Here is a 14,323-nt window from a genome sequence, read left to right as displayed (position 1 = left end):
GTTATTTCAAATCCTTAATAAACGTATCATAATCAATCTCAACTTGTTTCATGTATTCATTGGCGAACTCAATGAATGACTTTTTGACCTTGTCGCTATTTTTTAGGTACCCGATAATCATCGGAAACGTTGGTGATTGACTGTGTGCTCGTGCAAGTAAAATCACACAAACTAACACGTAATCCTTAAAAGCGTCTAAATCCAACTTATTAAGATTTACGGAACCTTTCATGTCCTTAAACTGACGAACGTAATAACTCTTATTACTAGTATTAAACCACCCTAAAAATGGGTCCGAGGCAGTTTGAAGAATCAGCTGACAATCAACAATATTTTCACCCAATGAATCATTTTTGTTCATACCAATAACATTGTTTTTATAAATTGGAAGGGCTTGCTTAATCTGCAAAACCAAGTAATTATTGTTAGCGTCCTCTAGTAAAACTAAAAAGCAAAGGGTGCCAACACTTCCCACTCCCACACTGTGTCTTACAATATCAACGATCTGGAAGTTAGAGAGAAAGAAACGGATATCACTTTTAGTATGATTGTAGTAACGATCGAGTCCATCACTAATTTTTTGATAATCTTTTTTCCCAATGTGAACCGTAACCGGTTCATTATCAATAAAGCGCCGTTCCCCGTTTTTAAGAACGGTTGTATACTTTTCCACAGCGTAGTCAGAAGTACTTCTAAGGGCCTTGTTAATACTCTTAGCGGTAATTTTTTGAAACGATTTTTTAAAATGCTTCTCACCGTCTTTTAATGTACCAAAAATCTTAGAAATATTTCTGATGGAATTAGGCAATGTCAGTTTATCCATGGCTGGAATCTCCGTCATCCTGACCAAGGCACTACGATAAGCCTCCAAGACATCCCTTAAAAACGGATTAACTTCATTTGTGATGTCAAATCCTTGTTGCTTAGCAACAAGTAAAGCACTTACCAGAAAACGTAATAAGTCATCTTCAAAGTGACCTACGTGAGATTCGTCAAAATCATTTAAATCGAACAAAAGTTGATGCTCTGGAGAACCATAAAAACCAAAGTTGCCAAGGTGAGCGTCACCTGCAATCAACAGATTGATATCACTCATGGGAATAGTACCTAAATCATGATTCATCAGCTCAACGCTTCCGCGATAAAAAGAAAATGGATTTTTGGCCATTCGTTCTCGTTTTAATCCTAGAAGTCCACTAAGTAGCAGTGAATCACGCTCAGTCAAAATTGGTTTAATGTCCCGCTTTCTAGCTTTGAAATTCCGCATGGCTTCCATGTTGGCATCATTACTCATCTTCTCACCAACATGAATTAATTGATCATCATTCATTGAAACGTCATTAAGTAAAGCACTTACGTTATTAAGCCCATAAGGCGATTTTTTCTCGAGTTTCATATCGCTTCTCCTTTATTTGATCAATCATACCGTTATCGTAATTCTAACTTGTCATGTAAATGGAAATCAACTTATTACCCACATCACAACATCAATTTAACTCTATGATAGCGCTGTCGGACCCGTATTTCTACCTTGAATCAATATTTTAAATAAAAAAGAGAGTCCTAGTAATAGGACTCTCTTACTGTTTTAAATTTTAAATGCCGGGGACCGGGATCGAACCGGTACGGTCATCACTGACCGCAGGATTTTAAGTCCTGTGCGTCTGCCAATTCCGCCACTCCGGCAGTATGATAACAAAAAAAGCGGAAGACGGGATTCGAACCCGCGACCTCCACCATGGCAAGGTGGCGTTCTACCACTGAACTACTTCCGCATATGCCGACTATAGGATTCGAACCTACGACCTCTTCATTACTAGTGAAGCGCTCTAGCCAACTGAGCTAAGTCGGCGAAAAATCAATGCGGGCGAAGGGATTCGAACCCCCACGTCCTAAGACACTAGAACCTAAATCTAGCGCGTCTGCCAGTTCCGCCACGCCCGCATAATAATGTGTTACTGGCAATGAGCCGTGGCGGGTTCGAACCGCCGACCCTCTGATTAAAAGTCAGATGCTCTACCAACTGAGCTAACGGCTCAAATGGAGGATACAGGGATCGAACCTGTGACCTCCTGCTTGTAAGGCAGATGCTCTCCCAGCTGAGCTAATCCTCCATTGATAGATATCATTGCGATAAAGCGCAACGACAACTATTAAATAATATCATTTTGATGTTTAAGCGTCAAGAACAAATTGGTTACGCTTCAACGATCAATCCTTCTCAAGCCAGTCATGCAACAAATATTATTATACCGGAATGTCTTATTGATTTCTACTATTTTTGTTAAAATTTTTCATTTTTTACAATCTTCTTCATCCCATGCATATAAGGTTGAAGAACTTCGGGCACATTCACCGTTCCATCTTCATTTTGATAGTTTTCAAGGATAGCTGCAACCGTTCTACCAACGGCTAAGCCAGAACCATTTAACGTATGAACGTACTGCAATTTGCCGTTCTCATCTCTGTACTGAATGTGAGCCCGTCTTGCCTGAAAATCAAGCGTGTTAGAACAACTTGAAATTTCGCGGTACCGATTTTGAGCTGGCATCCATACTTCAAGATCATGAGTTTCAGCGGCAGTGAAGCTCATGTCACTTGACGTTAGCGTGATGACATGATAAGGCAGACCGAGTTTCTGAAGTAATGTCTCTGCTTGATGCGTAATTTCCTTTAAAGCATCCCAAGACTCCTCGGGCTTGGTAAACTGAACCATTTCAACTTTGTTAAACTGATGCAATCGAATTAAGCCCCGGGTATCTTTTCCGGCACTTCCTGCTTCTGATCTAAACGCTGGGGTCAAGGCGGTGAATTTCACTGGTAACTTCTCTTCAGAAATGACTTCGTCGCGATAGAAATTAACCAGTGGAACTTCAGCAGTCGGAATCATGGTCAAGTCACTATCTTTAATCTCAAATCCAGCCTTATTTTCTAGGAATTTAGGAAACTGCCCGGTCCCAAACATTGAATCAGAATTAACCATGTATGGGGGTAAGACTTCGGTGTATCCAGCATCGGTGTTTTGATCCAAATAGAAATTATATACCGCACGTTCTAATTTGGCTCCTGCACCTAGATAGTATACGAAGCGACTTCCTGATACCTTAGCACTTCGCTTGAAATCTAAAATATCTAAGTCTTCGCCAATTTCCCAGTGGGGTTTAGGGGTGAAATCAAACTTCCGTGGTTCACCAATTCGTCTTAACTCTTTTGAACCCTCTTCGGTGAGACTAACGGGAACTTCATCAGCAGGAACATTGGGTAAATGAGCCTCAATATCATGTTGTTCGGCTTTGATAGTTTCTAGCTTTTCATCCAGCGCCTTGATCTCTTTTCCAACTTCACGCATTCTGGTAATTTGATCATTTGCGTCCTCTTTATTGCGCTTGAGCTGTGAAATTTTCTCAGATACCTCATTTCGTTCCGCTTTAAGCGACTCACTTTTAACGATTAGATCACGCCGTTCTGAATCTTTTCTAAGTAAATTGTCAATCACTTCGCCAGGCACATTTCGCTCGGCTAGCTTTCCTTTATACCAGTCTGGATTACTTCTAATCAACTTCATATCTAACATCTTAATTTCCTCCCTTAAAAGACACAAAAAGACCCTCGTCATATTGGGACGAAAGTCTTTTCGCGGTACCACCCAAGTTCCAATTAAGGCACTCGATTAATTAATAACGGTAATTGCCGTGCGGGATTGGCCGCCCGAAATACGTGCTGGAATTTTCAAATGACAATTTTCACCAACATTGTCTCTCTGTGATTCTACTTAATGGGCACGTCACGTTTATTTGTTGCGTCAATTATACAATAATCTCTTAAATTATCCTAATACTTCTTGAATTTTGTCAGAAAGTCTCTTTAAAACTTTGTTTCTGGCGTCCGCATCTTCGACAAAATCATACTTATCCCCGTTAATCCTAATCTTAGGAGATAAGTTATAATCCTCGTACCATTTCGAATATCTCTGGTTTAACTCACGATAATATTCATACAAACTAGCGTCATTATCGATCTGTTCGTATTTTCTTCCACGCTTTTTAATTCTTTTAAGCATCGTATCAAAAGAAATATCAATATAAATCAGTAGGTCCGGTATTTTCTTATATTTACCGTTAGGGATCGGTTCCATCATGTTCTTTAATAAAGAATCATAAATTTGAACTTCTGTTTCAGTTGCTCGACCAAGGTCAGCATTTAGATGAAACAGTAATGAATCTTCAAAGATTGAACGATCCATCACACTGTACTTATCAGAAGAAGCTTCTTTAATGCTGTCCAAACGTTTATTTAAAAAATAAATCTGAAGCAAAAAAGCATACTTTTTTGGGTCTTTGTAAAACAACGGAAGAATCTTATTATCATCAACGGACTCGTAATATGCTGGTGAGTTTAGTTTCTCAGCCAATAATGTCGTTAACGTGGTCTTCCCTGCTCCAATAGTTCCTGATAATACAATCATTTATTTGATCCCCTTAGACTAATTTAAAGAATTTGCAATTGTAATTGTACCATTTAAAAATCATGAATTTAAGACTAGCTTTCATTCTTTTTAATTTCATCCGTATAATCTTCTGAAGGTGAGACATCCACCTTATCGAGAGGAATGATATGGGTATGATGAACAAATTTGTACCCAAAATACAAGATGATAACCAACGGAACACTCATATACGTGACCGCAATCTCAAATAAGTTGAAGTGAGCAAAGGCACCAATATCTTGACCACAAATAACAACGATACACAGGATTAAAGTGATAATTGGACCGACCGGGAACCAAGTCGCATGGTATTTAAGTTCTGAAACTTTGTGTCCTTGTTTTATAAACGCCCTTCTAAACCGATAATGTGAAAGAGCAATCCCGAACCAAGCAATAAATCCAGTCAACCCGGAAGCAGCCACTAACCACATGTAAATCTTAGATCCAAAGATACTTGTCATAAAAGTCAACAACGAAATCACCATGGTTGCTAGGAGCGCTAACACTGGAATTCCACGCTTAGATACTTTGCCAAAAACTTTTGGAGCATAACCTTCATCGGCCATCGAATACAACATTCGCGTTGAGGCATACATCCCAGAGTTGGCTGAAGAAATCACGGAGGTCAAGATGACCGCGTTCATAATACTTGCAGCTCCAGCTAATCCGGCACGTTCAAACACAATCGTGAACGGACTAATGGCAACATCTGAAGCACTTGATCCCAACAAATCGGGACTAGTATATGGAATAATTGCAGCAATCACAACAATTGCCAGAATATAGAATAAAATGATGCGCCAAAATACTTCATGAATCGCTTTTGGAACCGTCTCCCGCGGGTTTTCTGACTCTCCAGCTGTAATTCCAACTAACTCAGTTCCTTGAAATGAGAATCCAGCAATTACGAAAACACTCAGAATGCCGGGAATCCCGTTTACGAAGGGAGCCTGCTTATAGGTAAAGTTCCTCATTCCAATAAAGTGACCACCCATAATTCCAAAAATGGTCAAAATTCCGACGGCTAGAAAGATAAAAATCGTGATCACTTTGATCAAAGACATCCAGAACTCAGTTTCTCCAAACGCCTTGACGGACAAGATGTTAATCAACAAAATCAGTGACAGAGCCGCTAAACTCCAAATCCAACTCGGAAAATGTGGCAGCCAGAATTGCATGACGATTGCCACCGTACTAACGTCAACCGCCACCGTAATTGCCCAGTTAAACCAGTAGTTCCAACCCATTGCAAACCCTAAAGCTGGATCAACGTACTTAGCTGAATATGTAGCAAATGATCCAGAGACTGGCATATTAGTGGCCATTTCTCCCAAACTAGTCATCAAAAAATAAACCATGATTCCCATACATACATATGCTACTAACGCACCATCGGGACCAGCATTGTGAATTGCTCCACCACTAGTCACAAAAAGACCGGTTCCAATACAACCACCAAGGGCGATCATAGACACATGACGAGACTTTAATCCCCGCTTCACCTGTCCGTTTCCATTTTTTTCAGACATAAATTCTCCTCCTAAATAATTAAGAAGAAACCCAATAACAAAACGACAAAGAAAAAGACCCTCTTGAATAACTTCCAAAAGAGTCCACAAATTCTTACTAATCGTAATCTTAGAAAGCTCTCCGTGCAACACACGACAGTCCTTGACTTATTAAATCAAAACCCAACCAATCATTTACCACGTGATCAGTTTCGGCAACTTTCCCTTTCATAAGCCCTCATCGATTAAGTGAATCTCTGGCAAATTACTGATAAAAGTCGCGCCTCTTCTTAGAATTCATATTTCATTATAAGTAAAGTATAAGTGATAAGTTAACGATTATCAATCACTTTCATGAAATTAGTAAATTGTATTCTGAAAAATCTTTGTTGTACTTAGCTCCTTGGCCCACTTTACGTACCCATATTCACAAACTTGAAGCCATGTGTAAGCAATTAAGGCGGCACCAACGGTATCTGAAGGAAAATGGGCATTCAGATAAACCCGTGAGATCATCACTAGGAAAAGAACAATTGCTAAAATAGTTCTAATAATCCATTTAGTTGATTGTCGATTAATCATTGGAACCACTATGATCCACAGGACGCTAATCACTAGAAAAGCTCCTAAAACATGTCCACTAGGATAACTAAAGCCAGTGTCCCCCGGCAAATGCATTGAAGGACGGGGCTTGGCTACGATGTGTTTAATCACAAATCCAATGGCATCTCCACCAAAAACCAGTACCAACGAAAAGAATGCCGGTATTTTATACTTAAACCACCACAACAAAACAGCAATTATAAGTATCCACACAATATCCATCTTGGGACTCGCGACAAAACTAATCATTGAGAAAATGGTTTCTTCAAATGAAGACGGGTACCCTTGAATGGTTCCAATTATCATTGAATCTAAAAAGTCAACGTAGCCAAAACTCATTTTGACTCCAATCGTCAGGATTAACGATAAGAGAAACGCAATTGTTAATTTGTACGGACGACTAACGTCCCTTCCAATCATCATAAATGCCATACCTCCAAGAATTCATATAAAAAAAGTATAACATAATATCGATTAGCCGATTGAGAGAAGCACCAAAATCGCCGTGATTAGTGTGATATAATTGCACCATGAATTTTACAGATTGGAGTTTTATTAATGATTCATAGCCTTATTATCATGTTACTGGTAGGAGTTTTTGCGGGTGTTCTGGGTTCAATCCTAGGAATCGGTGGTGGGATGATCATTACACCGGTTTTAACCATCGGATTTAATCTCGACATTAAGTATGCGATTGGTGCAAGTATCATTGCCGTGATTGCTACCAGTTCAGGAGCAACAATCGCCTATCTAAAAGACAACGTCTTAAACTTACGGGTAGCCATGTTTCTAGAAATTGCTACTTCCATTGGGGCCGTTGCCGGTGCTTTACTAACTGGAGTGATCAATCCAATCTTTCTCTACATTTTATTTGGCCTGTTACTCTTCTTTTCCGGTTTAAATATGGTTAAAAAGATTTGGGGCAAACAGGTTCAAACGAATACAACCAGTGAAGATAAAATTGCAAAAGAACTCAAGCTAAATGGTTCTTACTACGATAAAAACCTAAAAAAGCAGATTGACTATAAGGTAACAAACGTTCCAGCTGGTTTAACCGTAATGTTTGGTGCTGGAATTGCCAGTGGTTTACTGGGAATTGGATCAGGTGCCTTTAAGGTGATTGCGATGGACACTTTCATGAAGATGCCACTCAAACCATCAAGTTCCACCAGTAATTTAATGATGGGGGTCACGGCAGCAGCGAGTGCCACCATTTACTTTTTTAACGGATCAATTTTGCCTCAGATTGCCGTCCCACTGGCGCTCGGAATTATCGTTGGAGCCACCGTCGGGTCACGTGTGATGCAAATCATGCCTTCCAAGTTAATTCGAATTATTTTTATTCCCATCCTAATTTACCTTGGCGTTCAAATGATTCTTAAAGGATTTGGGGTGAACTTCTTATCATGAGCACTCAAAATAATGTAAATCAAAGTGAAAAAAATCAAGAAGCTGAAAATATTCGAATCGAAAAACTTATCGGAAAAATCATGCGTATCGGCGTGATTATTTCCGTCATCATCATGGTCTTTGGACTTTTCTTGTACCTTGTTACCGGAACAACGGGGTTTGGCAGTCACTATTACCTAACTTCCTTTGGTCAACTACTAAAGGGAATCATTCAATTAAAACCCTATTCCATCATGATGTTAGGCGTTTTTGCTTTGATCCTAACGCCGGTTCTAAGGGTGGTCGTATCAATCTATTCATTCTATAAAGAACACGATAAGATGTACGTCATCATTACTACCATCGTCTTCATCATCTTGATGATTAGTTTTTTCCTTGGAACTTACCTGCATCTTTAAACAATTTTAAACAAAAGCGGAATTAGACAAATGTCTAATTCCGCTTTTTTAATAATTACATTAACTTAAATAATTTTCCATCCGACTTAGTGCTTCCTTTAAATCGTCACTAGAAGCAGCGTAGGAAATCCGAACGTGGCCTTTACCACAGTCACCAAACGCTGATCCGGGAATTACACCAACTTTAGCGTTTTGCGCTAAATCCTTGGCAAAACGAACGTCATCATTTCCATAATTTGCTGGAATTTTTACGAAAATATAAAACGCTCCGGTAGGATCAATCGGATCAAGCCCCATCTTCTTTAGCCGGAAAATGGCCTCATCCCGATTCTTTTGGTATTCATCTCGCATCGAAAAAGCATCATCCATCCCATTCTTAAGTGCCTCAAGTGCACCATACTGAGCAGGGTCTGATGGTGAAGAAACTAAATAACCATGCATCTTATTAGCCTGAGTGATAAATTCAGCGGGTCCAACCGTGAACCCCAGTCGATAACCAGTCATTGCGTGAGATTTAGACACTCCATTAATTACAATCGTTTGATCAGGTAAATACTCTGCCAGTGAATGATGTTTAATACCATAGGTTAACTCACTATAGATCTCATCGGTAATCACAAAGAGTGAATGTTGTTTAAGAATTGGAACAAGTGCTTTTAACTGCTCTGGTGTGTATTCAACCCCCGTTGGATTATTTGGATAATTTAAGATCAACGCTTTAACACTGGGATGATTTGAGAGTGCCTCATCCAATTCTTTAGGTGTTAAAACAAAATCAGAAGTGGACGTATCAATAAACACGGGTTTCCCACCAGCAAAACGTACTAATGACTCGTATAGGGGATAGAAGGGTGCTGGAATCAAAACTTCATCGTCAGGATTAACCGTGGAAAGAATCGACGAAGCAAGCGCTTCGGTTGCTCCCATATTAACCATTACTTCAGTATCAGAATCATACTTTAAATTATATTTCTTTGCCATAAAGTTGCTGATGGCATCTCTTAAAGATTTGATTCCTTTATGAGGAGAATAATGCGAGTGATTATCTTCAATACTCTTCATCATTGCTTTTTTAACGTGTTCAGGGGTGTTAAATCCTGGTTCTCCCACTGATAGCATAATCAACCCGTCAATATCAGATATCGACTCCGAAAAAGCTCGAATTGCTGATGGTTGCAGTTGAGTTAAATTCTTGTTAAACCGAATTTGCAAGTTTTCATTTAAAGTAGGCATGTTAATCCTCTTCCCTATCGTCATCGTCAAGAAATTCAATCATTAAATTAAATCTCTTTTAACTAATTCTTCGCCAATTTCAACCGTATTCAGTGCAGCACCCTTTAATAAATTATCCGCAACGACCCACATATTATAGGCATCACCATTTTCTTGGTCCGGTCGAACTCTTCCGACATATGTATCTTCTTTGCCAGCAGCGTCGATTGGTTGTGGGTAGAGTTGTTTTTTGGGATCATCTTTAAGAGTTACTCCAGGAGCATCATTTAAAATCCTTTGGATCTTTTCACGACTGGCGGCTTTTTCATCCTTGACCGTGAAATAAACTGACTCACCGTGACAAATCTCCACTGGAACTCTGACACAGGTAGCGGTCACCTTAATATCTCCAGAATCCATATCATTCAGCATGATTTTCTTCGTTTCGTGAATCATCTTCCACTCTTCGTGAGTATAACCGTCTTTTTCAAACACATCGATTTGGGGTAAGAGGTTAAACGCTAGCGGATAATGTTCCTTTTCACCTTTGACTGGGAAAATGTGAGCATCCATCTTTTTGCCATCAAGGTGTTCTTGCGCTTCATCTTTTAATTCATCAAGTCCACTCTGACCGGCACCTGAAGCAGCTTGATAAGTAGAAACAATAATTTGTTTTAACCCAAACTGCTTTCTAATCGGCTCTAACGCTACTACCATTTGAATAGTGGAACAGTTTGGATTGGCAATGATCCCGTGATGATTCTCTAAAGCATCTGGATTCACTTCTGGCACAACTAAGGGAACATCCGGGTCCATTCGAAACGCACTCGTGTTGTCAACCGCAACAGCACCACGCTTCACGGCTTCTGGTAACAATTTTTTGGAAACCGAACCTCCGGCTGAAGCAAGGACTAAATCAACACCGTTAAATGAGTCGGGAGTGGCCTCTTCAACGGTTAATTCGTCACCTTGATACTCGAGCTTTTTCCCAGCGGATCTTTTAGAAGCCAACAATTTCAGACTTTTAACCGGGATACTTGATTCAGCTAACTTATCCATGAGACGTGTTCCAACGGCGCCAGTGGCACCTAAAATTGCGACATTATACTCTTTCATTACTACTTGCCCCTCTATAAAATATTTTCTAATCCAACAACTAACCCATCTAAACCGTCAACTCTCTCAATGGCAACCCTTAAACCATTCATAAATGAATCACGATCAAAGGAATCTTGACGAATGGTGAGTGCTTCACCATCTCCGCCAAACAGCACCTGTTCATGAGCAACATATCCAGGAAGTCGAACGGAATGAATCGGAACTCCATCATACTCAGCTCCGCGAGCACCTTTTAGGGTTTCGTCGGTTGAAACGGATTCTGGTTGTTTTTTTCTTCCCTCACTGATTAACTTTGCGGTATTAATAGCGGTCCCAGACGGAGCATCCTTTTTATCCTGATGATGCATCTCGATCACCTCAGCATCAGGGAAATATTGAGCTGCCTCTTTAGCAAATTTCATTAACAATACCGCCGAAATTCCAAAGTTAGGGGCAATAATCCCACTCACATTTTCATCGTTCGCTAATTTTTGCAACTCAGCTAGTTGATCATCACTTAACCCACTGGTTCCAATAACCGGATGAATCCCATTATCCAGGGCAAATTTAGTGTTGGGATAAGCTGCTTTTGGAACCGTAAAATCAACCCAAACGTCTACGTCTGGCCCTTTAATCTGATTAAAATCGTTATAAACTTTTACGTCTTTTGGTAAATCATAACTTTCAGGACTCAAATCGTTCGCTTTCGGGTCATATACGCCTATCAAATTAAAATCACCATTCTTTTCAATCATCTTAACGGCCTTTTGGCCCATTGAGCCACGAAAGCCCGCTACTAATACTTTAATCATTTAAAATGTCTCCTAAAGAATCAACGTCTAGTGCTTTTGCCAATTCTTTTTTCTCATCTTGATTTAGGGTTGCAATTGGTAAACGACAACCACCCACATTTAAACCATTAGCATTTAAAGCTGCTTTAGTCGGTGATGGTGAAGGATACATAAATAGCGCCTGCATCTTTGGTGTTAACCAACGTTGAAGCTGGCCAGCTGCTTTGTAATCCCCCTGATCTAAATCATCGTACATTCCCCTTAATTGATTACCATAGACATGGGAAGCAACCGAAATCACTCCATCACCACCAAGCATCTTAGTTGCTAGTGCTTGTGGATCTTCACCACTGTAAACCAGAAAATCATCTGGAGTGTTGGAAATGATGTATTCCATATCAGGAAGTGAGCCACACTGCTTAATTCCAGCAATGTTATTGTATTCGGATAATTCCACGACCGTTTCCTTATTCATGTTCACGCCCGTTCGTCCAGGAATGTTATAGATGATGATTGGTTTATCTGAATGATCGGCAACGTACTTAAAGTGTTCCTTCATGCCCCGTTGGTCGGGTTTGTTGTAATAAGGCACAACCACCAAGCCATAATCAATCCCATCTAATTCCATCACTTTCTGGTTAAACTCAGCCGTTTGTCGGGTATTGTTTGAACCAGTCCCTGCAATTACCGGATACTGATCGCCCACAATCTTGCCAAATTCACCGTACAGTTTTAATTTTTCGTCTTCAGATAATGTCGGAGTTTCACCAGTCGTTCCGCCGACCACAAATCCATTGGTCCCCGTATCAACCAAATGTTTAATCAGCTTCTTAAGCCGTGTAATATCAACCTCACCGTCATTGCCAAACGGGGTGACGATGGCCGTTAATAAATCTGCTTTTTCTACCATGATTATGATCTCCCCTATTTTTTTGTTCCTTGTTGCATTCGATAATTCAAAAATCCGATAATGGCTCTACTTCCAATCGCAATTGCCTTTGGATTGGGGGTAAGCGTCGCCTCATGAAGCTGAGACTTTGGGTCACCAATTCCCAACCAAAACATTGTTCCGGAGATTTTTGACAACAAATAACCAAAATCTTCTCCCGTCATTGCGGGCATCGTGTTAATAAAATCAACGTTTTTTTGCTTTTCCATGTAATCAATAAAATTACTGGTTAACTTCGGATTATTCTCGACTGGCAAATAACCGCCCTGATTCAGGTTGAGTTTAACCTGACAGTCGTAACTCACTGAAATCCCATTAGCGACTTCTTTTAACCGCTTATCAATCAACTCAATCATTTTCTGGGTCAGACCCCGAATCGTTCCTTCAATTCGAGCATGACCAGCGATCACATTTCGAATGGTACCGGCTTCCATTTTTCCAAAGGTAACAACCCCGCCTTCAATCGGATCAACACTCCTTGATACAATCGTCTGAACCTGATTAATAAACTGACTGGCGGCCACAATCATGTCGTTTGCATCCTGCGGATAAGCAGCATGACCACTTTTTCCGATCAGGTCAACGTTGACCTCGGTTGTCCCAGCGAACAGTGTACCCATCCGACAACCGATTGCCCCAACAGGAAGCTGGGGGTTGTCATGTAGACCATAAAATTCATCTGGATGCCACTTCCCGGTAAAAATACCGTCCTCGTATGCCACTTTACCGCCATTTTCACTTTCTTCAGCTGGTTGAAAAAAAACTAACAAATTATCTTGGGGTTGATGAGCAACATAGTAATTCAGGATACTCAACGCAACCGTCATGTGGATATCATGACCACACGCATGCATCACACCATCATTTTTTGACACAAACGTTAAATTCGTTTTTTCCTTAACTGGTAACGCATCAATATCCGTTCGGTATCCAATGGTGCGCTTGGGATCAGTTCCCTGGACCAGCACCAAAATCGCCGTTGGTAACTTTTCTGGTACATTAACTTCCATGTAGTCCGTTTTAAACTTATCAATGACTTCTTTTAGATATTCATGGGTCTGAAATTCATGCATTGCTAATTCTGGAATTTGGTGAAGATGACGATAAATTTCAAGGAGATCATCGTCACTCAACTTGGTCGGGTTATTTGACACATTCATCACTTCCTTAAGTCGTCTTCAAGTTTAGTCTTAGACTTGGTCTGAGTGTCGATGTCCTTGATCTTTTTAGCAGGAACCCCGGCTACCATGGTATTAGGTTCAACATCATGCAAAACCACTGAGCCAGCAGCAATCACTGCACCCTCACCAACATGAACGCCTTCAATCACAACCGCATTAGCACCAACTAAGACGTTATCGTCAATTCGAACCGGTTTAGCACTAGCTGGTTCAATCACACCGGCCAAAACAGCACCAGCACCGATGTGACAATGCTTTCCAACGATCGCACGACCACCCAGGATGGTCCCCATGTCAATCATAGAATCATCACCAATCTCAGCTCCAATGTTGATTAAAGCTCCCATCATTATGACAACATGCTTTCCAATTGAGACCTGATCACGAATAATAGCACCAGGTTCGATCCGAGCGTCTAGGTTCTTGGTATCAAGTAATGGAACGGCAGAATTTCGTGCATCACTTTCAATTTCATAACTACTGATTAATTTTTTATTCTTTTTAAGAAATTTTGAAACGTTGGTCCAGTCACCAAAAATGACACCAGTTTTGTTAGTGGTAAAATTCTCAATTTCCCTAGGAAATTTGATTTTTCCTAACTTGCCTTTCAAATAAACCTTGACTGGGGTCTTTTTGTCTGAGTTAGAAATAAATTTAATGATTGACTGTGCATCTAATTGTGCCATC

The 14,323-nt window shown here is 40.2% G+C and carries 13 protein-coding genes, 6 tRNA genes and 1 riboswitch; of the genes, 2 read left to right on the top strand and 17 right to left on the bottom strand.

From position 1 onward, the window contains the following. Position 1 precedes the first annotated feature (1 nt). From AC6UDA_RS02475 to AC6UDA_RS02425, 11 genes are all read right to left on the bottom strand, one after another. Positions 2 to 1,396 (bottom strand): DUF2252 domain-containing protein, encoded by a 1,395-nt coding sequence (locus AC6UDA_RS02475; RefSeq protein WP_500693533.1) that lies wholly within the window; start codon positions 1,394 to 1,396, stop codon positions 2 to 4. A 204-nt stretch (positions 1,397 to 1,600) separates the two neighbouring features. Further along, positions 1,601 to 1,686, bottom strand: a tRNA-Leu gene (locus AC6UDA_RS02470). A 17-nt stretch (positions 1,687 to 1,703) separates the two neighbouring features. Then, positions 1,704 to 1,775: transfer RNA gene (locus AC6UDA_RS02465), tRNA-Gly, on the bottom strand. Between the two features lie 3 nt (positions 1,776 to 1,778). Beyond that, positions 1,779 to 1,852: transfer RNA gene (locus AC6UDA_RS02460), tRNA-Thr, on the bottom strand. Between the two features lie 10 nt (positions 1,853 to 1,862). Further along, a tRNA-Leu gene (locus tag AC6UDA_RS02455) sits at positions 1,863 to 1,944 on the bottom strand. Positions 1,945 to 1,965: 21 nt separating this feature from the next. Beyond that, a tRNA-Lys gene (locus AC6UDA_RS02450) sits at positions 1,966 to 2,038 on the bottom strand. Between the two features lie 3 nt (positions 2,039 to 2,041). Further along, positions 2,042 to 2,114 (bottom strand) — tRNA-Val (locus AC6UDA_RS02445). A gap of 170 nt (positions 2,115 to 2,284) precedes the next feature. After that, entirely contained in the window at positions 2,285 to 3,574 is a 1,290-nt protein-coding gene (serS, locus tag AC6UDA_RS02440) for a serine--tRNA ligase (protein WP_500693532.1), read from the bottom strand. A 252-nt stretch (positions 3,575 to 3,826) separates the two neighbouring features. Next, on the bottom strand, positions 3,827 to 4,465 hold the full coding sequence (locus tag AC6UDA_RS02435) for a deoxynucleoside kinase (protein ID WP_500696526.1): 639 nt from the start codon (positions 4,463 to 4,465) through the stop codon (positions 3,827 to 3,829). Between the two features lie 74 nt (positions 4,466 to 4,539). Further along, positions 4,540 to 6,015, bottom strand: coding sequence for an amino acid permease (locus AC6UDA_RS02430; RefSeq protein WP_500710819.1), 1,476 nt, complete (start codon positions 6,013 to 6,015; stop codon positions 4,540 to 4,542). A gap of 106 nt (positions 6,016 to 6,121) precedes the next feature. Next, positions 6,122 to 6,291, bottom strand: a riboswitch (Lysine riboswitch). Positions 6,292 to 6,354: 63 nt separating this feature from the next. Continuing rightward, the gene (locus AC6UDA_RS02425) at positions 6,355 to 7,020 is read right to left on the bottom strand and encodes a phosphatase PAP2 family protein (RefSeq protein WP_500695236.1); all 666 of its coding nucleotides are present in this window, start codon (positions 7,018 to 7,020) and stop codon (positions 6,355 to 6,357) included. 135 nt (positions 7,021 to 7,155) lie between these two features. Between AC6UDA_RS02425 and AC6UDA_RS02420 the strand changes: the two genes are divergently transcribed. Both AC6UDA_RS02420 and AC6UDA_RS02415 read left to right on the top strand, forming a co-directional pair. Then, positions 7,156 to 8,007 carry a sulfite exporter TauE/SafE family protein gene (locus tag AC6UDA_RS02420; RefSeq protein WP_500693528.1) on the top strand — a complete coding sequence of 284 codons (852 nt, stop codon included), beginning with the start codon at positions 7,156 to 7,158 and terminating at the stop codon, positions 8,005 to 8,007. Further along, a complete protein-coding gene (locus tag AC6UDA_RS02415; RefSeq protein ID WP_500707195.1) occupies positions 8,004 to 8,405 on the top strand; it encodes a DUF1634 domain-containing protein in 402 nt (133 codons plus the stop codon). Before AC6UDA_RS02420 ends, AC6UDA_RS02415 begins: the two co-directional genes overlap by 4 nt. 60 nt (positions 8,406 to 8,465) lie before the next feature. Here AC6UDA_RS02415 and AC6UDA_RS02410 read toward each other — a convergent pair whose 3' ends face one another. Genes AC6UDA_RS02410 through dapD form a run of 6 tightly spaced genes read right to left on the bottom strand, consistent with a single transcriptional unit; the run spans position 8,466 to position 14,322 of the window. After that, the gene (locus AC6UDA_RS02410) at positions 8,466 to 9,638 is read right to left on the bottom strand and encodes an aminotransferase class I/II-fold pyridoxal phosphate-dependent enzyme (RefSeq protein ID WP_500710816.1); all 1,173 of its coding nucleotides are present in this window, start codon (positions 9,636 to 9,638) and stop codon (positions 8,466 to 8,468) included. 42 nt (positions 9,639 to 9,680) lie between these two features. Then, positions 9,681 to 10,733 carry an aspartate-semialdehyde dehydrogenase gene (locus tag AC6UDA_RS02405; protein WP_500700806.1) on the bottom strand — a complete coding sequence of 351 codons (1,053 nt, stop codon included), beginning with the start codon at positions 10,731 to 10,733 and terminating at the stop codon, positions 9,681 to 9,683. A 14-nt stretch (positions 10,734 to 10,747) separates the two neighbouring features. After that, positions 10,748 to 11,527: a 4-hydroxy-tetrahydrodipicolinate reductase gene (dapB, locus tag AC6UDA_RS02400; RefSeq protein WP_500710814.1), complete on the bottom strand. Its 780-nt coding sequence runs from the start codon at positions 11,525 to 11,527 to the stop codon at positions 10,748 to 10,750. After that, positions 11,520 to 12,416: a 4-hydroxy-tetrahydrodipicolinate synthase gene (gene dapA / locus AC6UDA_RS02395; RefSeq protein ID WP_500710812.1), complete on the bottom strand. Its 897-nt coding sequence runs from the start codon at positions 12,414 to 12,416 to the stop codon at positions 11,520 to 11,522. The genes dapB and dapA overlap by 8 nt, the downstream gene beginning before the upstream one ends. Positions 12,417 to 12,430: 14 nt before the next feature. Next, positions 12,431 to 13,615, bottom strand: coding sequence for an N-acetyldiaminopimelate deacetylase (locus AC6UDA_RS02390; RefSeq protein ID WP_500710810.1), 1,185 nt, complete (start codon positions 13,613 to 13,615; stop codon positions 12,431 to 12,433). After that, positions 13,615 to 14,322 (bottom strand): 2,3,4,5-tetrahydropyridine-2,6-dicarboxylate N-acetyltransferase, encoded by a 708-nt coding sequence (dapD, locus tag AC6UDA_RS02385; RefSeq protein WP_500710808.1) that lies wholly within the window; start codon positions 14,320 to 14,322, stop codon positions 13,615 to 13,617. Before dapD ends, AC6UDA_RS02390 begins: the two co-directional genes overlap by 1 nt. Between the last annotated feature and the right edge of the window lies 1 nt (position 14,323).

Source organism: Fructilactobacillus sp. X8R4C1, assembly GCF_059900905.1.
This window is presented reverse-complemented; position numbering and strand designations above follow the sequence as displayed.

Excerpts from the sequence above, each read along its gene's own strand:
- AC6UDA_RS02430 (WP_500710819.1), bottom strand. The coding sequence starts at position 6,015 with ATGTCTGAAAAAAATGGAAACGGACAGGTGAAGCGGGGATTAAAGTCT.
- AC6UDA_RS02405 (WP_500700806.1), bottom strand. The coding sequence starts at position 10,733 with ATGAAAGAGTATAATGTCGCAATTTTAGGTGCCACTGGCGCCGTTGGA.
- AC6UDA_RS02390 (WP_500710810.1), bottom strand. The coding sequence starts at position 13,615 with ATGAATGTGTCAAATAACCCGACCAAGTTGAGTGACGATGATCTCCTT.
- dapA (WP_500710812.1), bottom strand. The coding sequence starts at position 12,416 with ATGGTAGAAAAAGCAGATTTATTAACGGCCATCGTCACCCCGTTTGGC.
- dapD (WP_500710808.1), bottom strand. The coding sequence starts at position 14,322 with ATGGCACAATTAGATGCACAGTCAATCATTAAATTTATTTCTAACTCA.
- dapB (WP_500710814.1), bottom strand. The coding sequence starts at position 11,527 with ATGATTAAAGTATTAGTAGCGGGCTTTCGTGGCTCAATGGGCCAAAAG.
- AC6UDA_RS02410 (WP_500710816.1), bottom strand. The coding sequence starts at position 9,638 with ATGCCTACTTTAAATGAAAACTTGCAAATTCGGTTTAACAAGAATTTA.
- serS (WP_500693532.1), bottom strand. The coding sequence starts at position 3,574 with ATGTTAGATATGAAGTTGATTAGAAGTAATCCAGACTGGTATAAAGGA.
- AC6UDA_RS02435 (WP_500696526.1), bottom strand. The coding sequence starts at position 4,465 with ATGATTGTATTATCAGGAACTATTGGAGCAGGGAAGACCACGTTAACG.
- AC6UDA_RS02415 (WP_500707195.1), top strand. The coding sequence starts at position 8,004 with ATGAGCACTCAAAATAATGTAAATCAAAGTGAAAAAAATCAAGAAGCT.
- AC6UDA_RS02475 (WP_500693533.1), bottom strand. The coding sequence starts at position 1,396 with ATGAAACTCGAGAAAAAATCGCCTTATGGGCTTAATAACGTAAGTGCT.
- AC6UDA_RS02425 (WP_500695236.1), bottom strand. The coding sequence starts at position 7,020 with ATGATGATTGGAAGGGACGTTAGTCGTCCGTACAAATTAACAATTGCG.
- AC6UDA_RS02420 (WP_500693528.1), top strand. The coding sequence starts at position 7,156 with ATGATTCATAGCCTTATTATCATGTTACTGGTAGGAGTTTTTGCGGGT.